The organism is Megasphaera vaginalis (ex Srinivasan et al. 2021) (assembly GCF_000478965.1).
In the GTDB taxonomy this organism is placed as follows: Bacteria; Bacillota; Negativicutes; order Veillonellales; family Megasphaeraceae; genus Megasphaera; species Megasphaera vaginalis.
The window spans coordinates 154,987-178,234 of record NZ_AWXA01000008.1; the positions used below are offsets into that span (position 1 = coordinate 154,987).

Consider the following 23,248-nt stretch of genomic DNA (forward strand, 5'->3'; position numbering starts at 1 on the left):
CCTGAACAGTTATTTTAACGTAACATGATAATGTTGAGCCCGTAATTCCGCCACCAAATGTTCCACATGCTTTTCGTTGGCCGTTTCCAGCTCAAAGGAGACGGCAGTCTGACCGATGCCGATATTATGCTGGCTCCGTTCATGGGTGATAGAAAGCACGTTGGCGTTGGATTCCGCGATAATAGACAAGAGCTTAACCAATACGCCGGGACGATCGGGAACGACGGTTTCAAAGAACACCTTGCGCCATGAGCGAAGCAATCCGCTGTTGATAACACGCGTCATATTGTTGACATCAATGTTGCCGCCGCTGACAAGAGCAGCGACTTTTTTGTTATGAAGCCCCGATATCTTACCATTCATCAACGCCGCCACAGGAACGGCGCCGGCACCTTCAGCCACCGTTTTAACACGTTCGATAAGCCAAAGAATCGCGCTGGCAATTTCCGTTTCATCAACGGTAACGATGTCATCGACATATTTTTTGCAGATTTCGTATGTATTACAGCCTGGCGTCTTTACCGTAATGCCGTCAGCCAAACTCGGTTTGCCGTTTACGGTCGTAATTTTGCCCTCTTCCAGAGACGTCTTCATTGAAGGCATATGCGCCGTCTGCACGCCGATGATCTTGATTTTCGGATTGACACTTTTCGCCGCTACGGCCAAGCCGGCAATCAGTCCGCCGCCGCCGATAGGAGCAATGATTGCATCGACATCAGGCAGTTGTTCAAGGATTTCCAAAGAAATAGTCCCTTGTCCGGCAATAACCAACGGATCATTGAAGGGATGAACAAAGGTATAGCCATGCTCTTTGGTCAGTTCCTCCGCCTTGGCAGCCGCTTCATCAAAAAAATCACCGTGTAAAACGACTGTCGCGCCATAGCCGCGCGTTGCCGCCACCTTCGTAAGAGGCGCATGTTTCGGCATGCAAATAATCGACTGACAGCCGTATTCACTGGCCGCTAACGCCACGCCTTGCGCATGATTCCCGGCTGAAGCCGCAATTACCCCCTTTTCACGTTCTTCCGGTGTCAATGAAGCAACTTTATTGTATGCGCCGCGAAGCTTAAACGACCCTGTCCGCTGCAGGTTTTCCAACTTCAGGAAAACCTTGCACTCAGCTACTTTGCTCACAGAATTTGAAAAAGACAATCCTGTTTTCTGTGCTACGCCGGCTAAGCGCGCCTGTGCCTCCTGCACCATTTTCAAACTTACACAATCTTCACTCATAACGATTTCCTCCCTAAAATTGACCGGTCGCTAAGATGTTGCACTATTTTCTATATGAAGAAAATAGTCATTCATCTTTTTGCATGTTTACTATACTCCTAACATATGTTCATTGTCAACGGATTCATATTTTTGTATAGTTTTCCGTTTTATTTTTCTTTTTCACGCTTATTTTTTGCATATTTTACATATTTTTCATATATTAAAAGTATATTTTTCGATTAATCATAAAAAATTTTTGAGTATGATCATCGCTTTGTCTCTTCCAAGAACACACGTGAATTTTATAACAATACTATCCGATATTGGCATAAGAAAAAATGCATCATCAACTTTTTTGCATATTCGCAAGAATACGAAATTCTCCTTTATTAAGCCATTTTTTACTTCTAATCCAGTATTTTAAAATAGTATTTTCAAATAATTTGTTCAACAGCCTCAAAAAAACAACCTGAATTAATGATATTGAAATTAACCTATAATTCAGTATATTATTTGTATTATAAAAGATATGTTTTTATTATTTAATGTAAATTATCCATTTTTCTTTATATATATAGTATGTTAATGAAATCACATTATCTATTCTTCTGCCATTTCGGCTATCTTCCCGCTTTTCAGAAAACGCGTCTCTTTCCCATCCATCGTGATTACGCTGAAAAACGTGGAACGATAAAAAGACGATCTGTTTCTTTGCCTTAGCTCTACCACTGTAAATTCAAGCCGCAGGCGCATCGTTTCATCATTCCTGACTTCCCTCTCCCGACCGGCCGCTCTCTTCACTACATCGCCCCTGCTCCTCGATGTAGTTGGACTGCCGACCCTGATAACGTTAAATAATCAGGCACCCGGTCTTCCCCTTTCAGCCTCAAACAAGGCCATATCAGCAGTCTGCAAAAGAACGATAATTGATGAAAAGGATGCCATATTTTCGAATATCCTGCATCGCCGCCACAAAGTTCTTCAATAAAAAAAGCCCTGTAACACGATGGTTACAGGGCCACATGATATAAAATTGGTGGACCATCAGGGGATCGAACCCTGGACACCCTGATTAAGAGTCAGGTGCTCTGCCAGCTGAGCTAATGGTCCGTACGCATGCACTTTTAAGGCACATACGTTATGTTACACCATTTATCGATAAAAATCAAGTGCTTTTTATGGCGACTCATCATGAAGTTGCAGGATTACAATACGGATGTTACACCGGCAATAAAAAGAGAAACGTCTTTGCGTTATGCTTTAAGCGCTAATCAGATCCGGTGCAAAGAAGGCGCCCTTGTGATTAAGTTCTTCCGTACCCATCATGCCAGTCGGCCGTGCGAAGCAGGGAAAGAAGAAGATTTCAAGCTGATCATGACAGGAAAACAAAGCGACCGAAGTATGTTGCCATCTTTATTCCCACGGAATGGACCCGTTTTCTTCAAAAATGGAGCGCCGACCAAATCGGCTTGCCGGCCTACCTGTACCGCACAACCTCCGTTCGTTCCGCCGGAACTGCGGTCTTTTTGACGGCCTGATGAAGGAATTCATCACAGTGAAATTGGCCGTATTGTCAATGATAAAGAAAGAAAAGTACAAGAAAGCCTGCAACGGCACGAGTGAATACCTCCGTACCGTTGCAGGCTTTTTGGTAAAGAAAAGCAGAAAAGGGCCGCCACATCTGTGGCGCCCTTTTATTGGTGGAGATGAAGAGGCTTGAACTCTCGACCTCACGGATGCGAACCGTACGCTCTCCCAACTGAGCTACATCCCCAAGACCTTACTACATAATGATAAAACTTTTGAGGAAAAATTTCAATGGTATTATTTAATTTTTTTGCCGATTTTTGTAGAATTACCATACATATCGCATGTTACACGACAGCAAAAGAGAGTCTTCTTCGTGTCATGCTTTCACGTGCTACAAAAAAGACTCTCCTCTATAGGCTAACAAATCCAAGTTTTATCGCAATTCGCAATGAAGCGTATCTTTAAGCTTTTTCAAGATACTGTCAATCGAAGACTGAATATCGCCATCAGCCAAGGTACCCTCGCCGGATCGGAACACCAGAGAATAAGCCAAACTCTTAAATCCTTCAGGAACCTGTTTTCCCTGATATAAATCAAACAGACGGACATCTCCCAAATAAATTCCGCCATATTCTCGGATAATCCCCAAAATCCGGGCATTGTCGATTTCCAACGGCGCCAAAAAGGCTAAATCACGGCTGATTGCCGGAAATCTGGCAACCTTATGGTATGCAGGGACAAAGTTGACGTGTGGCAATAACGCCTCGACGTCCATTTCAAAAATATAGACAGGGCCTTCAATGTCATAACCGTCGATAGCAGAAGGATGAAGCTCGCCAAATTGGCAAAGAATCTTGCCGTCTTTAACAAATCTGGCAGCCTTGCCCGGATGGAGCGGCGCAAAATCGGAAGTTTCCAACTCCGCTTCGATTTCCAGACCGCTAAGAACGGCTTCGACCAGTCCCTTGAGGTCATAAAAATCATAATCTACCGCCTGATCAGGCCAAGCCGCGCCGCGCCGCTGCCCATACAGAAGGCCGGCAACATGCATTGACTCACGCGGCAATTCCGTAACGGGAAGCTGCTTGGGTGTATAGACTGCCGCTATTTCATAAATTCCGACCGATTGGTTTTTTACCGCCTGATTACGGACAAGCACATCCATCAACGACGGAATCAGCGTCGTACGCATCAACGGAAATTCTTCTGTAATCGGATTCAGAATAGGAACGGCTCGATAGAGCGGATCTATTTTCCGGAAATTGTAATTTTCGAAGCGAATCGCTGTTCATAAAACTGAAGGTCACCGTTTCATTTAACCCGCTGCCGCTCAGAATCGATGATATTTTTTCGCAAATGCAGTGCCGATAGCCTTCCTGCCCTTCCGACACATTACTCAGAGGACGTGTGGACGGAATATTTTCATAACCGAAAATACGAGCTACCTCTTCGGCTATGTCGGGCATCTCCGTACAATCACCCCGCCAGGACGGCACAACAGCCGTCAAAACGGCGCCGTCCTGTGCGATGCCGAAGCCCAATGTCTGCAAGATCGCAATCATTCGTTCGGCAGGAATTTCGGTTCCCAAGAACCGATTTACTGCCGCCGCCGTAAATTTGATGTGCTGCACCTTTTGCGGCTGCGGATATATATCGACGATCCCCTGCGCTACGTCACAGGCCGACATTTGCTGCAAAAGCTGCGCGGCTCTGTCCAGCGAACGCAGGCAGCCTTCGGCATCGAGACCGCGTTCGAAACGAGCCGACGCTTCCGAACGAAGCCCAAGGGCACGACCGGTCTTGCGGATACTGGAGCCTTTGAAGGAAGCGCATTCCAAGATGACCGTCCGCGTATCTTCCGTAACTTCCGAATTAATTCCCCCCATAACACCGGCTACGCAGCAGGCTTTTTTCGGATCGGCAATGACGAGCATAGCGTCCGTCAAGGTCCGTTCAACTCCGTCGAGTGTTTTCAGACTTTCTCCCCGAGCGGCACGGCGGGCAATAAGATGATGTTCATCTACGTGATCATAGTCATAAGCGTGCAACGGAATTCCCAACTCGATCATGACATAATTCGTAACATCGACGACGTTGTTAATCGGACGAACGCCGGACTTACGTAACCGTTGCTGCATCCAAAGCGGTGAAGGCCCGACCCGGACATGCGTCAAAAGACGTGCCGCATACCGCGTGCACAAATCCTCGTCTTCAATGGAAACGGTTACTTTGCCGTTAATCGGCTCTTCACTCTCCGCAACGGTAATTTCCGGAAACATCGCTTTCTGTTGACTGAGCACCGCAAATTCACGGCTCAATCCGATCATACTGAAACAATCGGCGCGATTCGGCGTCAGCTCATATTCATAAACGGTATCCCGTAACTGCAAATAGTCGAGAGCATCGACACCGATCGGCGTATCTTGCGGTAAAATCCAAATTCCTTCCCGCTCCTCCGGAAGCAGCAAACCGTCCTCCAGTCCCAGCTCATGAGCGGAACAGAGCATGCCTTCCGATACTTCTCCGCGCAACTTCGACTTCTTGATCGTAACGCCGCCGGGCAATTTGGCTCCATGCACGGCAACAGGGACGATCTGCCCTTCACGGACATTTTTAGCGCCTGTAACGATCGTCAATCTGCGATCTCCCAGATCGAGCGTACAAATGACCAATTTATCGGCATTAGGATGGTTGACGATGTTGAGGATTTTGCCGGTATAAACATGCTGGATATCATTGCCCCAATATTCCACCTGTTCCACAGGAATGCCGGCCATCGTAAGAACGTCGGCAAATTCCTGCGGGTCTCTTTCCATATCGACAGCGACATAATCCTGCATCCATTGTAAAGAACTTTTCATCGTGTATACCTCCTAGAACTGGTTTAAGAACCGCATATCATCTTCGTAGAACAATCGCAAGTCGTCAATCCCGTACTTCAGCATGGCGATACGTTCGACACCCATCCCGAAGGCAAACCCCGTGACTTTTTCAGGGTCATACCCGTTAAGGCGGAGAACATTGGGATGGACCATGCCGCAGCCGAGTATTTCCAGCCAACCGGTGTGTGAGCAGACGCGACAACCTTTGCCGCCGCACATGACACAGGAAATATCCACTTCGGCACTCGGTTCCGTAAAAGGGAAAAAACTGGCGCGGAAACGGACTTTCGTCTGGGACCCGAAAATTTCACGCAAAAAATACTTCCAGCATTCCCTTCAGATCGGAAAAGCGTATATTTTCATCGACGATCAATCCTTCCATCTGATGAAAGACGGGTGAATGCGTTGCATCGTAGTCCCAGCGATAGACCTTGCCGGGCACGATTACCTTGACAGGCTCATTCGGCCGATGTGCCTGCAAAGTACGCGCCTGCATCGGCGACGTGTGCGTACGCAACAGAATTTTATCCGTAATGTACATGGAGTCCTGCATATCGCGAGCCGGATGGTCGTCAGGGAAATTCAGACATTGGAAATTATAATAGTCGTCTTCGATTTCCGGTCCTTCGACAATGGAAAAGCCCATCTGCAAAAATGCCTTTTCCATCAGCCGCTTCGTGCTGTGCAGCGGGTGCTCATGCCCCATAACCGGTCTTCTGCCGGGCAAGGTAATATCGATTTTTTCAGAACGAAGCCGTTCAGCCAAGGCCTTCTCTTTTACTTCTTCCGTCTTTTTTCTCAATTCTTCTTCGATCAGTCCCCGCGCCGTATTGACAAGTTGACCGACTTTCGGACGCTCTTCCGGAGACAACGTCTTCAATTCTTTCATAATTGACGTCAATTCCCCCTTTTTCCCCAGATACCGGACGCGGATATCCTGTACGTCCTGCAGCGTCGTCGTTTTTGCCAATTGTTCCGCTACTGCACTCTTAATTGCTTCGATCTGTTCATTGATCATGATATGCCCTCCTCAAAAAAAACAGACTTTCACCCCTAAAGGGGCGAAAGTCTCGTCTCGCGGTACCACCCTAATTACTTCTCCAGTATTCTGTAACGGGAACTCCCGCCTTGCCTACTCCGTTCAGCAAGAAACTCGGAAGTGAACGCATATGCTCTTCACTGCGGCCCTCTCAATAGGAAGCAGCCGTTCCCTGTAAGCGAAGATAACGCTATGCTCTCTTCTTCATCGTCAATTTACATTGTCTCTTTTATCAGTATAAGGTCTTATTCGCTATAACTAATCGCTGAATCTGATTCGTGCCTTCATAGATCTGCATGATCTTGGCGTCACGCATATATTTTTCGACAGGATATTCTTTCATATATCCGTAGCCGCCCATGACCTGAACGGCATTGGTCGTCACTTCCATAGCCACATCGGAAGCATTGCATTTGGCGATAGCCGCTTCACGGCTGAAGTCCAGCCCCTGATCTTTCATCCAGCAGGCACGCTGCACAAGAAGACGGGCGCCTTCCACCTTCATCGCCATATCGGCAATCATCGCCTGTACCATTTCAAAGGACGCAATAGGTTTGCCGAACTGAACACGCACCTTAGCATATTCACTACAGGCGCGAAAAGCCGCTTCAGCAATTCCGACAGACACAGAGCCGACAAAAGGACGAGCCGCATCCAGCGTATTCATGGCAATACGGAATCCCTGCCCTTCACGGCCCAGACGATCTTCCAACGGCACAAAGCAATCCTGGAAAATCAGCTCCGTCGTATTCGAAGCGCGGATCCCCATCTTATTTTCCGCTTTACCGACAGTAAAACCGGGCGTGCCCTTGCGAACGATAAAGGCTGTCAAGCCGCGAATACCGCCGCCTTTGCGCGTATTGGCAAAAACGACAAAAACCTCCGCCAAGGCGCCATTAGTAATAAAACACTTCGTTCCGTTCAAAACATATCCTTTGCCGTCCTTTGTCTTGACAGCCTGTGTCGATACGGATCCGGCGTCGGAACCAGTCCCCGGTTCGGTCAGGGCAAACGCCGCCAGATTATCTTCGTTGATAATATCGAAATATCGTTTCTTCTGATCATCATTACCGGCGATAATAACCGGATACGACGCCAATGCATTGGCGGCAACGGTCGTCGCCACACCGGCACAACCTTTCCCCAGTTCCTCGTAAATCGCGGCAATGGTAACGGCATCAAGTCCGGCACCGCCGAATTCTTCAGGAATCGCTACTCCCAGCAAACCTTGCGCGGCGAGCTTATCCAGCAAGCCGTCGTGCAGTTTTTCCTTCTCATCCATTTCGGCCGCATAGGGAACAATCTCTTTTTCCACCAAATCGCGAACTACCCTGATAATTTCCTTTTGTTCGTCGTTAAAAGCAAAGTCCATCCTTGATTCCAACCTTCCGTTACGTAATTACATTTTCTTTAAAATGTAGAAAGATGAGCGGCCCTTGACAATAATTTCGCCATCTTCGTCAAAAAACTCACATTCGGCAACGATTGTCTGACCGCCATGATGTACTACCTGGCCGACGCCGACTATTTTTGAACCGTCCTTGACGCTGCGAACATAGTTCATGTTGATTTCCAGTGTCGTGACCTGGTACCCCAGCGTACGACTGGCCATCCCCATCAACGTATCACAAAAAGCCGCCAACACGCCGCCCGAAGCGATTCCCCGATAGTTGCACAAATTATGGGTTATATTAAATCCCAAACGCACCCAGCCTTCATCGATATCCAGAATTTCACAAGGAAAGTTCTTAAAGTAAGGCACCTTTTTGTAGACGCCTTCATAAATATTCTGGACACGCCGCTTCCAGTCATCATTATGCGCAGGAGCATGCACATTAGTCATCGGCAATACTCCCTTCCCGACAAACATACGGGCCGGTCACAAAAAACGTACCTTTACCGTGTGCCAAATAACGGCCGTCGGCATCGTGGAAATCACAAACAGCGACCATCGTCGTCCGCCCGTTATGCAATACTTTCACTTCACTGCGTATAAGCGTATCGGCAAAGGCAGGACGAATATAATTCATACTCAAGTCCAACGTCAAAACAGCTTTGCCGAAAACGGCACAGGCAGCTTCCATGGAAGAATCAGCCATAGCATATAAAACGCCGCCGTAAGTCGTCTCGTTCGGATTGTTCCAAACATTGCCCCTGTTCGCAAAGGTGAGTATCGTACTTTCTTCATCGGCTTTTTCCACATGAAATTCCATGAATGAATCGAAGGGATTTCGCTGTATCTCTTGCTCCATCAAGGCTTCATTGACCTTATTCCGCATTTCGATACACCTCTTTTACCGTTGAAAATAAATACCTTTATATTTTACTATATGAAACAAAAAGCGTCAACTCAAATCGGCCGTTAATCGCGAATGTCAACGTATTGTAACGATATTGATCAGGAATATATAAAAAAAGAAGAGAGCCGTAGTCATAACTCTCTTCAACATGCCTGACCTGGTTTTTACCCCCACACTCGCCTGCTGGAAGGTTCGCTCATAGACGTTCAGTCCCCCACTACTGCTCCTCTCGCTTTTTCGCGGCAGGTCTTACTTCTAGGCCGCACTATGATCGGAATGGCATCCATTCCTTACGTGGATCGCTTTGCCTGCGACTGGCTTCGACTTTCAACCACAGCACATGTCACGGTCATTATACCTGCCCCGTGCCGTTGCTGTCAAACAAAAAAAGAACCGCCTCTTTGAGACGGCTCTTTCCATCGCGTTAGAATTTATACCCCATACCAACTTGCCAGCCCTTGACATCGTCGTTGTAATTATCGACGCCTATATCACTGCGGCGATATTTGACATGGGCATCCCAGTTTTCGGTAATATCGTAACCGACGCCGATTTCATACGTATTGGCGTCATCACCAAAACCGACACCGGCAAAACCTTGCCATTTGTCAGCCAACGGAACCTGCCCCTGTAAGCCGACCTGATAGCCGTAGGCATGCTGACTGGAATAGGTATTGGTCTTTAAATACGATACAGCGCCATACGCCGAAACGTACGGATTGAAACGGTAAATTCCCTTCAGGTAATTTTCATTGATCGTATTGCCGTTTTTACCTTTTGTGTAGTTGTTGACATATTGTACATCTACTTTGTCGTTTACAACGTATGTAACGTCGCCGCCGGCAAAGCGGCTGTCGGCGTCACGGCCGCCTTCCCGCTGATCAAATCCGTAATTGATGTTCGCTTTGAAGTCTCCCGGCTGCGGGTTGGTAATGGGCGCCGCATAAACGGCTGCTCCTGCCGAAACGGCAGCAGCCAAAATACCTGCCAATACTATTTTTTTCATTATATGCACCTCCGCGTCATGATCTTCTTAAGTGTCAGTATGTACATTATACCGTATAGCCGATATTTTTTCAATCATAGCCGCCTGCCATACTTCTTCAGCAGTTCCTCTCCCGCTTCAATCACGTGAGCTACGGAGATCACGGAGATCCCTTTGTATTTTCCTTCGCGGATAATCTTCTTCATACTTTTGCCGACTTCATAATGATCTGTCGATTCCAATACGATCGCTTTCTCCGTATAAGGCCCGTAAAACATGGGATTACTCGGCCCGTATAAGGCGACAAGAGGAACCTGTTGACTGACGGCTATGTGCATGGGGCCGCTGTCATTCGTAATAAAAAGGGAACACCCTTTAACGGCTGCCGCCAATTCGCCGATGGAAAACAATCCCGTTGCGATGATCGGCTTATGTTCCATAAAAGACACCGCTTCGGCGACCATTTCTTTATCCATCGGGCCGCCGAAAAAAACACAACCGTACCCTTTATCCATAAAGTAGTCGGCAACAGCGGCAAAACGCTGCGGCGGCCATCGTTTCTGCGGCACGGCACTGCCGATATTAAAGCCGACCAGAGGTTTGCCTTCCCGATTGTATTCGGCGTAAAACGCCGCCGCTTTTTCTCGCCACGCCGCTGCCAACTCAATTTCCAGCCCGCTGTTGCGACGATCTTCAATGCCGAGCTGCTCCAACACGTTGATATACATATCGGCAGCGTGAAAGTGGAGGCGATCAAGCCGCGTATATCGATCCATAAACGGCCGCGCCAAAAAATGACTCATACCGGCAAAATAGCCGGCCTGAATGGCGACGGCCAAAAAGGATGTCCGTTCGTTGGGATGCAAATTAATCAACACATCATAGTTGTTTCGATGGAGCTTTCTGCCAATACGCCAAAGAGCGGAAACAGAATTGTCCCGCCCCTTTTTATCTATTTCAATCAAATGATCTATATTCGGATTGTATCGTACAACATCCGCTACCTTTGCATCCACGACAAGGGTTATTTCCGATCCGTGCGCATGACGCCGCAAAACCTGCAAAAAAGGCGTCACCAGGATCAAATCGCCGAGATGCATAAGAAACGTGACGATAATCCGTTTCTGCCGTAAATTTATCATAACCCTACCTTCTCCGCAGCCTTACGGCACTCTGCCCATACCGTATCGACAGTAATCTTTCCCATACATTCGGGGTCATCGACTAAAGGGCGCGCAACCGTGGCCCGTGACGTCGGCGAAACGATCAGGTGAATGTAATCGCTCCCTGCGCCGCCGTAAGGGCCTGTACGATCCGGGCTGGTCGTGCCGAACAAGGCAATCAATTCTTTTTTTAGCGCATTTGCCAAATGAAGCGGTCCCGTATCGGCGCTGACGTATAATGACGACAGGGAAATAAGCGCCATCAATTCCGTCAGCGTCGTTTTTCCCGTGTAATCAAAGACATGCTCCGATGCAGTGCCGCTTTTCATCTTCTTTCCCTTTTCAATGTCATCACCGCTGCCGAGGAGTAAAACATTGATTCCTCGCTCCGAAAAGCGGGAGGACAGCGCGCACCAGTTTGCCAACGGCCATTCTTTGACGGACCAGCGGGCTCCCGGCACGAGTGCGACAAAAGGCCCTTGCAAACCGTCTGCGGCAAGCCGTTGCAGCATCTTGCTGCGAACCTCATCCAACGGCGGCAGCGGGAAGGCAACGGCGTCGACCGGGCAGTCGAGTCCTCTGGCCACATCCAGATACCGTTCAATAACATGACCGTTTTTATGCGGTCCCGTTATCCCTTTGCTGACCAGAAAGCTGCCTTCCCGCATTTCCCAATACCCGATTTTGCGCTTTGCGCCGCTGTTCATGGCCACAACAGCACTTTTGGCCAATCCCTGCAGGTCAATGCTCAGATCGAAGCGATACGGATGCAGTTGTCGCCGCAATTCCCGCCAATAACGGAAAGACTTGAGCCTGTTTTTATCAATAAAAACAACCTCATCAATATACGGCGCGCCGGGAAGCAAAGAAACAAACTGCTCATGCACCGCCCAGACGATTCGCGCTGACGGATAACGCCGCCGCAAGACGTGCAAAGTCGGCAAAGCGTGAAGGATATCGCCGAGTGAACTCATTTTGATGATAAGTATGCTTTTATAATCTTCCAAATGACGATCTCTCCTTGACGACAGCCTCTACGAACCGATCCAATCTGCCGCCTGTAAATAAGTACCCGTCAATACCGGCCGCTTCGGCGCAGGCGATATCCCGTGGCGAATCGCCGATGAGGAAAGAGCCCGACCGGTCGATATCATACTCATGAATAGCCTGCAATACCATACCGGGAGCCGGTTTGCGCCAATCACTTCGCCGGTTGTAAGCCGCTACCGGAGCGCCCTCCAGATACGGGCAATAGTAGACCGCCGTCACGGCCCCTCCGGCAGCGGCCACTTCCCGGCACATCCAATCATGCAGCGACACCACATCGGCTTCACTGTAGTAGCCTCTGGCTACGCCGCTCTGATTGGTAACGACGACGACCAAATATTCCTTTTTTTAAATAAGCCAGCGCCTCTTTGGCACCGTCTATCCAGATGAAATCCTCCCGTCTGCCGACGTAGCCGGCATCTTTATTCAAGACGCCGTCACGATCGAAAAAGACGGCCTTTCTACTCATAATAACCGTCGTTGGTCTGAATAATACGGCAATATTCTTTTACGGCTTCCGGTAACAATGTAAATCCCTTATCATAACCTGCCGCCATCAATTTTGAAGTATCGGCCTGCGTATAGCTTTGATATTTCCCTTTTAAAACATCGGGGAACGGTACATACTCAATGGTCCCCTTGCCGCAATACTCAATAATCCCCTGAACGAACTCGTTGAATGTATGCCCCGTTCCGGTACCGCAGTTATAGATTCCGGACAGTTCGGGATGTTCCCAAAAATAGAAAAGAACATTGACAACGTCGTTGACATAAATGAAATCGCGAATCTGACCGCCGTCTTCATAGCCGCCGGTACCTTCAAATAAGGTGATCTTCCCCTTTTCCTGCAACTCATGATATTTTTGAAAGATCAGAGAGGCCATACGGCCCTTGTGATTTTCCTGGGGACCAAAGACATTGAAATAGCGGAATCCGGCAACCTGCCCGTTCGCTACCGGCAACATACGACGTACGTAGCGATCGAATTGAAGCTTGGAATAAGCGTACGGATTCAACGCTTCTTCACAAGCCGGCTCCTCACGAAAGCCATGCTTGCCGCTGCCGTATGTCGCTGCCGACGAAGCATACAGGAAGGGGATTTTACGCTGCATGCAGTAATGCAAAATAGCCTTGCTGCCTTCATAATTGTTATTCATCATATAACGGCCGTCGTAATTCATCGTATCGGAGCAGGCGCCTTCATGAAAAACAACGTCAACATAGCCGATATCGAAACTGTTATCGGCTATCTGCCAGGCAAACTCCTCGTAATCCATGTAGTCATAGAATGACAGACCTTGAAGATTACGGCATTTTTCGCCATCCGTCAAGTCATCGACAACCAAAATATCGTCAATGCCGCGATTATTTAATTGCTTCACAATATTGCTGCCGATAAAGCCGGCGCCACCTGTTACTATTTTCATAATTTTCCCTTCTTTGCCAATGTTCCGATCTTTTCGATCAACGCTGTTGTGGAATAGCCTTCTTCAAAGGAAATAATTTCCACTTCCTTGACACAATCCCGGCCTATGACATCTTCAGCCTTATAATCCCCACCTTTGACGAGAATATCAGGGCGCAGCAGTTCCAGTAGTTCCTGCGGCGTATCTTCCTCAAAAACGACGACGTCGTCGACACAGGCCAGGGCATTAAGAAGAACGGCCCTGTCTTCTTGAGAAACAAGGGGGCGCGTCTCCCCTTTCAACCGCCGCACAGACGCATCGGAATTAAGGCCGATAACCAAATGTCGTCCCAACATAGCCGCCTGCTGGAGATACAGAACGTGGCCGCGATGGAGAATATCAAAGCAGCCGTTCGTAAAAACGACGACTTCTCCTTTCTTTTGCCAACCGCGGATCTTGGCCGCCATTTCGGCACGCGTCAGCGGCCGGTACGGCCGCCAGCGGGCAGGCTGCCAGTTATGCCAGTATTGTTGCAGTTCCTGACGGTGAATGGGGTATGTCCCCACTTTCGTGACTACGATACCGGCGGCGGCATTGGCAATTTGCAGACTCGTACGAATTGACAACTTGGCGGCAATTGCCGAAAGAAATGCTGCCGCTACCGTATCGCCGGCGCCGGAAACGTCGAAAACTTCATGGGCCGTAGCCGGATTGTTCCAAATATTACCGTCTTTGCGCACGACGGTAATCCCCTTTTCGGAGCGCGTCACCATCAAATGCTCGAAATCGTACTTCTCATGAAGTTCTTTTGCAGCGGCGACGACAGCGGCTCCTTCGTTGCCAACAGGATGCCCGACACAACCGGCAAGCTCCTTCATGTTCGGCGTTACGAAATCGGCGCCGTTATATTTCGTCCAATCGCGACCTTTGGGATCGACCAGGATGGGGATCCCCGCCTTCTTGGCGCTGCCGATAACGAGTTTGGCTACCTGTTCCGTCAAAACGCCTTTTTGGTAATCAGATAAAATAATCCCGTCAAGCCCCTGCTGCAACCGTCCGTCGAGCCAAGTCGCCAATTCTGCCGCTTCAACAGGCGTGACGGGCGTGACTTCTTCAAAATCAAGGCGAACCATCTGCTGTTGTGAGCCGAGAACACGCATCTTTGTCGTCGTCTGATGACGATCGCGCGTAACGATGCCGGCGCCGTCAATGCCGGCTTCATTCAGGAGGCTGCGCAACAGGCGCGCATTGTCGTCATCACCGATAAGGCCCGCCAGATAAACATTGCAATCCATATGAGCCAGATTTGCCGCAACATTGGCGGCACCGCCCAAAACGGAAGTCACATGGTCAACACGATTGATCGGCACCGGCGCTTCCGGCGAAATACGTTCAACGCTGCCGTACACATACCGATCCACCATGATATCGCCGATAACGGCAATACGCATGCGCGGCAGCAGATTATCCAAAAAATTATCAATATACCGTTCCGTCTCAACCCTCTCCTTTATGGCAAGTCGGACGGCTTCCCTTCCCTATTGGCCATCAGTCGTTTCAATTCGGCCATGAAGCTGTCCAAATCGGCAAATTGCCGGTATACGGAAGCAAAGCGAATATACGCAACGCTGTCGATGGCTTGCAATTCGTCCAGAATCATTTCTCCGATCTTGACACTGGGAATTTCCTGCTCCAGCGTATTGCGAATATTCCGTTCCACTTTCGCGACGATTTCGTCCAACTGCTGCCGGGTAACGCGGCGCTTGTTGCAGGCCCGCAACAGTCCGTTCAAAATTTTATTGCGGTCGAACAATTCGCGTCTGCCGTCTTTTTTCACGACATACAACGGCACTTCTTCCACCATTTCATAGGTAGTAAAACGGCGGCCGCAAGAATGGCATTCGCGCCGCCGGCGAATGGCCCTGCCGTCATCAGTAGCTCGAGAATCGGTTACTTTCGTATCAGCATGTTTACAAAACGGGCATCTCATAATTATCCCTTCCCCAAAAGCACTGCCAATATCTCAAAAAAAGCGGGTCCGCCGGGATCCGCTTTTGATCTTGCTGCTTATCTCATCCACGTAGGAATTTCTACGCCGCCCATATCTTTGCTTTCCTTTTTCGTCTGTCCGAAAGCGGGAATATTGGACGGTTCTTTATCGAAGCCTGTCGCTACGACAGTGATGCGAATGGAGTCTTCCATATCCGGATCGATAACGGAACCGAAGATAATGTTGGCGTCGGGAGAAACCGCTTCCGAAACCTTTTCGGCAGCTTCATTAATTTCATAAAGACTGATATCCGGGCCGCCTGTAACGTTGAGAAGAATGCTTTGCGCGCCGTCGATGCTCGTTTCCAGAAGGGCGCTGTGGATAGCCGCTTCAACGGCATCGATAGCACGGTTTTCGCCGCTGCCGACACCGATACCCATGATCGCTTCGCCTTGATCCTGCATGATCGTCCGCACATCGGCAAAATCCAAGTTGATCAGGCCAGTCGTCGTGATCAGATCGGAGATCCCCTGCACACCTTGCCGCAAAACGTCATCAGCAACCAAAAACGCTTCTTTCAGCGGTGTCTTTTTATCAATGATCTGGAGCAACTTATCGTTCGGAATCGTAATGATCGTATCGACTTTATCCTTTAAATAGGCCGCTCCCTTTTCAGCTTGTTCTTTACGGCGCTTGCCTTCGAATGCGAAGGGCTTCGTAACTACGGCTACGGTAAGCGCGCCCATTTCCTTGGCACATTCCGCAACAATCGGAGCGGCGCCGGTACCGGTACCGCCGCCCATGCCGGCCGTGACAAACACCATATCGGCGCCTTGCAGGGCTTTGATGATCTCTTCCTTGCTTTCCAAAGCGGCCTGTTCTCCTTTGGAAGGATCGGCGCCTGCACCGAGACCGCGCGTCAGCTTTTCACCGATCTGAATTTTTTTATCAGCTTGAGAGACCTCCAGGACCTGATCTTCCGTGTTGACAGAAATAAATTCCACTCCGTCAAGTCCGCTTTCTATCATACGGTTGACGGCATTATTTCCGCCGCCGCCGACACCGATTACCTTTATGTTTGCATTTTCTGCCATGTTATTTCTTCCTCCTTCGAGAGCTCGCGTTACGCTGTGCAGATAAGATTCCCTTTTATTCTACACTAAATTTTTTTATTTGTCGATAAATGATAATAAAAATTAGGACAAATCAACACCGCTTTCAACGCTTCTTTCCCGATCCCGTCAAACACTTTTTACGGCCTCCCGGAAAGGAATTTTCAAAAGTTCCTTCAGCTTCTGTGCAAGGTAAAAACACTGACCTCACGGGAGCAGAGAAAGCGGAACGGCAGCCAATGTCCGGTCCCCCTGTTGACATAGCCCCACGCCGATCCGTTTTTGAACATGCCGCGCAAATACTTAAACCCGACGGCCTGCACCAAGGGAGCAAGCAAAGCAAACTGCCCCCCATGTGTATGACCGCTCAACGTGAGCGGGATATTCTTGGCGAAAGTCTCATCGAAAAAGGCGGGATGGTGCGCCAAAAAAAGAACAAAGGCATTTTGCGGCACATATTGCAGCGCTTTCTCCGTATAACGCCGCCGTTCGGCAGCAAAGGCCTCCTCTTCCTTGGCAAAGCTGTAGTCACTGCCGCATATGTAAAAGGGGCGGTCGGACTCACGCTGTCCCGGCAGACCCTGCACGCGGAAAGAGGAATTCCGCAGAATACGAACCGGAGTCTTCTCCAGCATAGCCGTAATCTGCGGCAGTCCTCGATAATATTCATGATTGCCGTAACAAAAATCAATGCCGTCGCGAAAATAAGGCGCCAATTCCTGCAAGACGGCCTGACACTGCGGCAGCAGCGACAACTCATCAATCAGATCACCGGTTATTTCGAGGCGCTGTGCGCCGCTGCCGGCAGCGCGCAGAACAGCCTCCCGCAATTGATCTATGCTGAAGAAGGTGCCAATGTGGCAGTCTGATATTTGCGCAATTTTATAGTTTTCCAAGTATGGCGGCAACGAAGGACACGTCACATCATGGGAAGTCACCTGCAAGCAGAGATGGCCTCCCGCATTCCCAACCAGCGATGTCGTCGCGGCCAGAAGCGGAACGGCAGCGGCGCTATATTGCAGAAATGACCGGCGCGACATTCCTCCTTCGCGCCCGCCTGCAGGCTCTTCGGTATGTTTTCGGAAAAACCGCCGGTAAATAAACGTGCCAAAAGCGAGAACTATCATGACGGGAAAGGCCAGCAGAAAGGCCAACAACCAACTCAGAGAAAGCATGGCTCCGAACCATGACGCCTGCAGCACCGCCATCTGCCGCAAGTCTGCAAACGCCGTAACGTACAGGCCGACTACGGCAACAGCGACAACGGTAATGCCTAAAACGGCGGCAACGACTGCGGCGAAACGGCGACTGCGGCTGACATAACTCCACAGCACTGCCGTAAACGCGGCCACGAGTGACATGACCATCAAAAAAACGAGCAAAAAAACACCCTTCATTTATAATACGGCAGTGATCTTGCCATGCGGCCCGGCCCACGGAACTTCCGTGTACGCCGTTACCGGCAACCACTGCCAATCCTCCTTTGCCTGCAAATGACCGTGAACGGCTTTTGCCCGATAAACGTGGAGCCGCCATATTTTATGAGAAAAGACATGTTTCACCGCAGCGATTTCCGCAGCGCCGACAACAACGCTGAGACCGACGGATTGCAGCAATTTCGTAACGGCGCCGATGCCTTCCGCACCTGCTCCGCCGGCGTTGGGAAATTCCCACATCGATGCCAGCAACCCCTTTTCCGGACGACGGTGGAGAAGCCATTTTCGTTGCCGCGTACAAACAACGACCGTAATATCTTCCGTCGGAATATTCTTTTTCGTCAAACGCAACGGCAATACCGCTTCCTTCCCCGCCGCTCTCGCCAAACAATGAGACGACAGGGGACAACCTTCGCAATGCGGCTGCCTCGGCACACAGACCTGCGCGCCGAAATCCATCAGCGCCTCGTTGAAAGCGCCGGGACAAGCTGCCGGCATGACGTTATCGACTAAGTCGGTAATCTCTTTCTTTACGGCACCGGACAAAATATTCTCTTCAATGTTATACAGCCTGGCGAAAACGCGCAGCACATTGCCGTCGACTGCGGCGACGCGGCGACCGTAAGCGATACTGGCAATGGCCCCTGCCGTATATGCGCCGACTCCTTTCAGCTTGACCAGTTCCGCCGTGTCTGACGGAACCTTGCCGTCATAGGAGGCGACAACTTCCTGTACGGCTTGGTGCAAATTACGGGCGCGCGAGTAATACCCCAGCCCTTGCCATTGCCGCAACACTTCGTCGGCAGAAGCTGCAGCCAATGTTTCCATATCGGGAAAACGCTCCATCCAACTTTCATAATAAGGCCGCACGGCTTCGACCTTAGTCTGTTGCAGCATGATTTCCGAGACCCACACCTTATACGGATCTCGCCGCGTACCGCCGCGCCACGGCAATTCGCGGCAATGGACGGAAAACCATTGCAAAAGCAACGGCACCCACGTATCGTCTACTCGTTTAACATCGCTCATATCCTTATCCTTTCCGCGCACTGCCGAAAAAATTCCGCAGTACAGCAAAAGCATATTCATTATAGCATATCATTTCAAAAACACAGGCAGTGTGCTAAAATAAACAGTAGCCTTGATAAAGGAGTATTTCTCATGAGTCATGATCTGTCAAAACATATTATCGAATACAATTTGGATCTGGGCAGGACGAAGCCGGACACCGTACATCGCGACGCTTCATACTGCCCTTTTTGTGATGTCGCCAATCTGAAAAACATCCTCGACAGGCGCGGCCACATGATCTGGCTGGAAAATGCTTATCCTGTCCTCAAAGAAGCATGGCAGACCTTGATCATCGAAACGGATGACTGCGACGCCGATTTTGCAACGTACACGCCGGAATATGCGTTGGCATTACTCGAATTTTCTCTGGAAAAATGGCGGCAAGTAAAGGATATGGGGCGCTTCCGCTCCGTTCTTTTTTACCGCAATCACGGCTATATGTCGGGCGGTACGATACGTCATCCCCACAGTCAGATCGTCGGCCTTGAGCAGTATGATTACCATCACGATATCTCGCCGCAGCACCTGCACGGACACCCCATTATGACAGCGAAAGAACTGGAAATAAATCTTTCCGATGCACCGCTCATCGGCTTTTATGAAGTCAATCTGATTTTAAAGGACGAAGGAGCGCTGCCGTATTTTGTCCGTTCCATGCAGGCAACGGCGCTGTACTTCATCCGCTCCTTCGCCAGTTTCAATGACAGTTACAACATATTCTATTACGACTTTCCCGGAGATGCGTCGCTCTACGTCAAGATTGTTCCCCGCTTTTTGACAAATCCCATGTTTGTCGGCTATAAAGTACCGCAAGTCGCCAACAAAGAGCATGTTGCGCGCTTTATAAAGGATTTCAGAACCCATCTCTCTCAAGGAAAGGATTAATCTATGCGTTTATTTGCAATCGGTGATCTGCACCTGTCAGGCAATCCGCCGAAAAAGCCGATGACCGTCTTCGGCCCTCGCTGGGAAAATCACTGGCAGCGAATCTGCACAGACTGGCGCAGCCGCGTTTCCCCTGACGATACGGTCCTGATCGCCGGCGACATATCCTGGGCGATGCGGTTAAAAGACGCCCAAGAGGATTTGGATGAAATCAGAGCGCTGCCCGGTCATAAAGTACTGATCCGCGGCAATCATGATTTCTGGTGGGAAAGCGCCGGTAAGTTGAACCGCCTTGACAGTGGCAACAACATGACTTATCTTCACGGCACCACGATAACCCTCGACAATAATCGCATTGCCGTTTGCGGTACCCACGGCTGGGTCAGTCCGGGAGACATTCATTATGAAGAAGAACGCGACGCGAAACCTTACCGGCGGGAGTTGCTCCGCGTCGAAAGAACGCTGGAAGAAGCCGCCAAACTGGGCTGCGACCATACCCTGCTGTTGCTGCACTATCCGCCAGTGTGCGACCTGACCAAACCCAGCGGCTTTACGGAACTTCTCGCCAAATATAAGGTGCCGCTCTGCGTCTTCGGACATCTCCACGGCATGCAGTCGAACACGATGTTCCCGCGCCGCTATAACGGCACCTTGCTTCAGCTCGTTTCAGCCGACTACCGGGACTGCAAACTGCTGGAAATAACATTTGACGAAAACGGAGGCGCGTAAAAAATGAGCCAGATCGCAAAAAAACACCTGCTCGCCGGGATCATTTTCGGCGATCCCGCAGCTGACGAGTACATTTATCTTCCCGGCGGCGAAGTCGGCACCGAACAGCCGCTGTGCATCTATGAACACGACAACAGACAGGAAGATATCGATTTGGAAACGGCAGGATATTTAGTCGGCTATTTATCATTAAAAAAATGCTCCCATCCCGTTTTAGGGAAAAGAGCATTTTAATCTTATTTGCTTTTCATGACGGTGAACCAAAAGGTTACGCCGTCTTTTTCATTTTCTACACCATACTCCGTCCCGTGCAGCTTCAGCAACGCCGCGACGATGCCGAGTCCCAAGCCGTGACCGCCGAATATCCGCGCGGCATCGCGGGCCCGCGAGGTGTCGACCTTGTAAAAAGGCTCCCAAATTCGCTGTTGGTACTCGACGGGAATCTGCATGCCGTCATTGTATATTTTTATTTTATATCGGTCTGCAAGCATTTCGGCCGAAAGGTCGATCCGCTTCCCGACGGGCACGTAGTCAATGGCATTGGAAAGAAAATTGCTCAGCACCGTGCCCAACCGGCTGGGATCGCCGTTAACCGTCATCTCTGCCGGCAATTCCCAAGAAAGACAAATGCGTTTTTCTTCAATGGCACGGCTGAACCGCATTTTTGTTTCTTCCGCCAACGCCGTAAAGTCAAAATCGGTAAAAGATAACTGGAAATTACCCAACTCCAGACGGGACAGGTTAAGCAGGTCCAGGACAAGCTGATTCATCTTTTCCGTTTCCCTGCGGATAATGCCGCAGTAGCGAATCCGCCCTTCCTCGTCATTGACCAGACTCTCCAGCCCTTCGGCATACCCTTGGATAATAGCCAGCGGCGTTTTCAGTTCATGCGACACGGCCGAAACGAAAGCCTTCCGCATATGCTCCAATTCCTGCGCCTTGTTCAACTGATCCTGCAACTGATCATTAGACGCCTGTAAATCCGTCAATGCCGTATTCAGCTGATCGGAAAGGTCATTCAAGCTCTGACCGAGCTGGCCGATTTCATCGGTCCGTGTGCTCCGCCACTTCCTGGAAAAATCAAGGCCGGCCATACGCACGGCCAAACTTTTCAGCTCGAGCAGCGACTTCGTCAATATCCGCGAAAAGATGAACGCGCCGACAATCGCCGCCAGGAGCCAGATAAGACCGAAAATAAAGACGAATTTCTGAACGATATCGATATTTTTCTGCATCGGCGCCGCCGGCTGACTGAGGATCAGAAAAGTATGATCGCCAATACGGCTGAAAAGATCGAAAAAACGTACGCCGTTGCTGTCCTTCGGTTGGTGGGACTGAACTTCATCCAACTCATTTTCAAGCGGTTCCGCCCCGTTCAGAATAGCCATCAGTTCTCTAATATGGCGCGGCACTTCCCGCCTGACGGTCGTCGTATCGGCAGTATCCGGCGACGCGACAATGACATTTGTATCCTGCGTTCTGGGAATAATGACCTGTCGGTCTGGCCGTGACGAATACGTAAGCTTGCCGTGATCGACAATAAAGACGTCGGCCCCGGCAGACTGGCTAATACGGTCGATCTGTTCCTGCCGTTCCGGCCCGTTTTCCTCATAAATAGCGGCGATTTGGTCGCGCGCCGAAAACATATTGGTTTTCTGCACCTCGTAATAAAAAGGTTCAAACCCCAATCCGACGGCGACCATCAAGACGATCAGGCTGAGCAGGGTAAATCCGGTCAGGTCCAGGCTTACGCGCGTGCGCAGCGGTATCTTATTCAGTATCATTTGGAGCCGTACCGATAGCCGTAGCCGCGAACAGTCTGGACAAAAGCCCCTTTATCGCCCAGTTTGACGCGCAACCTGTTAATATGCGTGTCCACAGTACGCAGATCACCGTAGTACTCATAATTCCAGACCTGATTCAATATTTGCCGTCTGCTCAGCGCCTTGCCGGCATTGGTCATCAGATAATTGAGCAGCTTATATTCCGTCGGACTGAGATCAATGCTTTTACCATCAATCAGCACCTGATGGGCGTCACGGTCGATAGAAAGACCTTCCACATCGTTCACGCCGCCTTCTCTGACTGTTTCTTCTTCGGGCTGTGCACGCCGCAAAAGAACCTTGATCTTAGCGACCAGGATCTTCGGACTGAAAGGCTTCGTGATATATTCGTCAACGCCCAGATCATAGGCGAAAAGCTGATCTATTTCCTCCCCTTTAGCCGTAAACATCATGATCGGCACCGTAGAAGAGCGGCGAATCTCTCTGCACACGGTCCAACCGTCATACCCCGGCATCATGACATCGAGCAGAATCAAATCCGGATGATGATCATTAAATTTTTCCAACGCGTCTTTCCCGTCGACAGCTTGAATTACCTCGTAGCCCTCCGGCTTTAGAAAATCGGCAACCAATTGCCGCATCAATTCTTCATCATCTGCAATCAATATTTTTTCCAT

At 49.7% G+C, this 23,248-nt stretch carries 18 protein-coding genes, 2 tRNA genes and 3 pseudogenes; 3 read left to right on the forward strand and 20 right to left on the reverse strand.

Annotated features, from left to right (window positions below; all coding sequences use genetic code 11):
- Positions 1-9: 9 nt before the first annotated feature.
- The 18 genes and pseudogenes from ilvA to mutY form a co-directional block, all read right to left on the reverse strand.
- Positions 10-1,230: a threonine ammonia-lyase gene (gene ilvA / locus HMPREF1250_RS02650; RefSeq protein ID WP_023053065.1), complete on the reverse strand. Its 1,221-nt coding sequence runs from the start codon at positions 1,228-1,230 to the stop codon at positions 10-12.
- A 1,016-nt stretch (positions 1,231-2,246) separates the two neighbouring features.
- Positions 2,247-2,322 (reverse strand) — tRNA-Lys (locus HMPREF1250_RS02660).
- 588 nt (positions 2,323-2,910) lie between these two features.
- Positions 2,911-2,986: transfer RNA gene (locus HMPREF1250_RS02670), tRNA-Ala, on the reverse strand.
- A 189-nt stretch (positions 2,987-3,175) separates the two neighbouring features.
- Positions 3,176-5,603, reverse strand: a pseudogene (gene pheT, locus HMPREF1250_RS02675) (phenylalanine--tRNA ligase subunit beta).
- A 12-nt stretch (positions 5,604-5,615) separates the two neighbouring features.
- Positions 5,616-6,627 (reverse strand): annotated as a pseudogene (pheS, locus tag HMPREF1250_RS02680) (phenylalanine--tRNA ligase subunit alpha).
- Positions 6,628-6,895: 268 nt separating this feature from the next.
- Positions 6,896-8,035 carry an acyl-CoA dehydrogenase family protein gene (locus HMPREF1250_RS02685; RefSeq protein WP_023052981.1) on the reverse strand — a complete coding sequence of 380 codons (1,140 nt, stop codon included), beginning with the start codon at positions 8,033-8,035 and terminating at the stop codon, positions 6,896-6,898.
- Between the two features lie 27 nt (positions 8,036-8,062).
- On the reverse strand, positions 8,063-8,506 hold the full coding sequence (locus tag HMPREF1250_RS02690; protein WP_023052940.1) for a PaaI family thioesterase: 444 nt from the start codon (positions 8,504-8,506) through the stop codon (positions 8,063-8,065).
- Positions 8,499-8,942 (reverse strand): PaaI family thioesterase, encoded by a 444-nt coding sequence (locus HMPREF1250_RS02695; protein ID WP_023053037.1) that lies wholly within the window; start codon positions 8,940-8,942, stop codon positions 8,499-8,501. Before HMPREF1250_RS02695 ends, HMPREF1250_RS02690 begins: the two co-directional genes overlap by 8 nt.
- Positions 8,943-9,387: 445 nt before the next feature.
- Positions 9,388-9,969, reverse strand: a complete 582-nt coding sequence (locus tag HMPREF1250_RS02700) for a porin family protein (RefSeq protein WP_023052966.1) — start codon at positions 9,967-9,969, stop codon at positions 9,388-9,390.
- A 74-nt stretch (positions 9,970-10,043) separates the two neighbouring features.
- On the reverse strand, positions 10,044-11,090 hold the full coding sequence (locus HMPREF1250_RS02705; protein WP_023053066.1) for a glycosyltransferase family 9 protein: 1,047 nt from the start codon (positions 11,088-11,090) through the stop codon (positions 10,044-10,046).
- Complete coding sequence (locus HMPREF1250_RS02710) at positions 11,087-12,118, reverse strand: glycosyltransferase family 9 protein (RefSeq protein ID WP_023053117.1); 1,032 nt, start codon at positions 12,116-12,118, stop codon at positions 11,087-11,089. Before HMPREF1250_RS02710 ends, HMPREF1250_RS02705 begins: the two co-directional genes overlap by 4 nt.
- Positions 12,105-12,627: pseudogene (locus HMPREF1250_RS02715) on the reverse strand (D-glycero-alpha-D-manno-heptose-1,7-bisphosphate 7-phosphatase). The gene HMPREF1250_RS02710 and the pseudogene HMPREF1250_RS02715 overlap by 14 nt, the downstream one beginning before the upstream one ends.
- Positions 12,620-13,585, reverse strand: a complete 966-nt coding sequence (gene rfaD / locus HMPREF1250_RS02720; RefSeq protein WP_023053080.1) for an ADP-glyceromanno-heptose 6-epimerase — start codon at positions 13,583-13,585, stop codon at positions 12,620-12,622. Before rfaD ends, HMPREF1250_RS02715 begins: the two are co-directional and overlap by 8 nt.
- Positions 13,582-15,015 (reverse strand): D-glycero-beta-D-manno-heptose-7-phosphate kinase, encoded by a 1,434-nt coding sequence (gene rfaE1 / locus HMPREF1250_RS02725; RefSeq protein ID WP_051356044.1) that lies wholly within the window; start codon positions 15,013-15,015, stop codon positions 13,582-13,584. Before rfaE1 ends, rfaD begins: the two co-directional genes overlap by 4 nt.
- Positions 15,016-15,074: 59 nt before the next feature.
- A complete protein-coding gene (nrdR, locus tag HMPREF1250_RS02730) occupies positions 15,075-15,554 on the reverse strand; it encodes a transcriptional regulator NrdR (protein WP_023053106.1) in 480 nt (159 codons plus the stop codon).
- 77 nt (positions 15,555-15,631) lie between these two features.
- On the reverse strand, positions 15,632-16,648 hold the full coding sequence (gene ftsZ, locus HMPREF1250_RS02735) for a cell division protein FtsZ (protein ID WP_023052987.1): 1,017 nt from the start codon (positions 16,646-16,648) through the stop codon (positions 15,632-15,634).
- A gap of 194 nt (positions 16,649-16,842) precedes the next feature.
- Positions 16,843-18,048, reverse strand: coding sequence for a metallophosphoesterase (locus HMPREF1250_RS02740; RefSeq protein WP_023052941.1), 1,206 nt, complete (start codon positions 18,046-18,048; stop codon positions 16,843-16,845).
- 15 nt (positions 18,049-18,063) lie between these two features.
- The gene (gene mutY, locus HMPREF1250_RS02745; RefSeq protein WP_036242448.1) at positions 18,064-19,131 is read right to left on the reverse strand and encodes an A/G-specific adenine glycosylase; all 1,068 of its coding nucleotides are present in this window, start codon (positions 19,129-19,131) and stop codon (positions 18,064-18,066) included.
- Positions 19,132-19,263: 132 nt separating this feature from the next.
- Here mutY and HMPREF1250_RS02750 point away from each other — a divergent pair, with 132 nt between their 5' ends.
- Genes HMPREF1250_RS02750 through HMPREF1250_RS02760 form a run of 3 tightly spaced genes read left to right on the forward strand, consistent with a single transcriptional unit; the run spans position 19,264 to position 21,021 of the window.
- Positions 19,264-20,058: a DUF4931 domain-containing protein gene (locus tag HMPREF1250_RS02750; RefSeq protein WP_023053028.1), complete on the forward strand. Its 795-nt coding sequence runs from the start codon at positions 19,264-19,266 to the stop codon at positions 20,056-20,058.
- Positions 20,059-20,061: 3 nt separating this feature from the next.
- Entirely contained in the window at positions 20,062-20,787 is a 726-nt protein-coding gene (locus tag HMPREF1250_RS02755) for a metallophosphoesterase (protein ID WP_023053050.1), read from the forward strand.
- A gap of 3 nt (positions 20,788-20,790) precedes the next feature.
- The gene (locus HMPREF1250_RS02760) at positions 20,791-21,021 is read left to right on the forward strand and encodes a hypothetical protein (protein WP_023052933.1); all 231 of its coding nucleotides are present in this window, start codon (positions 20,791-20,793) and stop codon (positions 21,019-21,021) included.
- 2 nt (positions 21,022-21,023) lie between these two features.
- Here the strand turns inward: HMPREF1250_RS02760 and HMPREF1250_RS02765 are convergent, their stop codons facing one another.
- Together HMPREF1250_RS02765 and HMPREF1250_RS02770 are read right to left on the reverse strand one after the other, a co-directional pair.
- Complete coding sequence (locus HMPREF1250_RS02765; RefSeq protein WP_023053024.1) at positions 21,024-22,571, reverse strand: sensor histidine kinase; 1,548 nt, start codon at positions 22,569-22,571, stop codon at positions 21,024-21,026.
- Positions 22,568-23,248 (reverse strand): response regulator transcription factor, encoded by a 681-nt coding sequence (locus HMPREF1250_RS02770; protein ID WP_023053002.1) that lies wholly within the window; start codon positions 23,246-23,248, stop codon positions 22,568-22,570. Before HMPREF1250_RS02770 ends, HMPREF1250_RS02765 begins: the two co-directional genes overlap by 4 nt.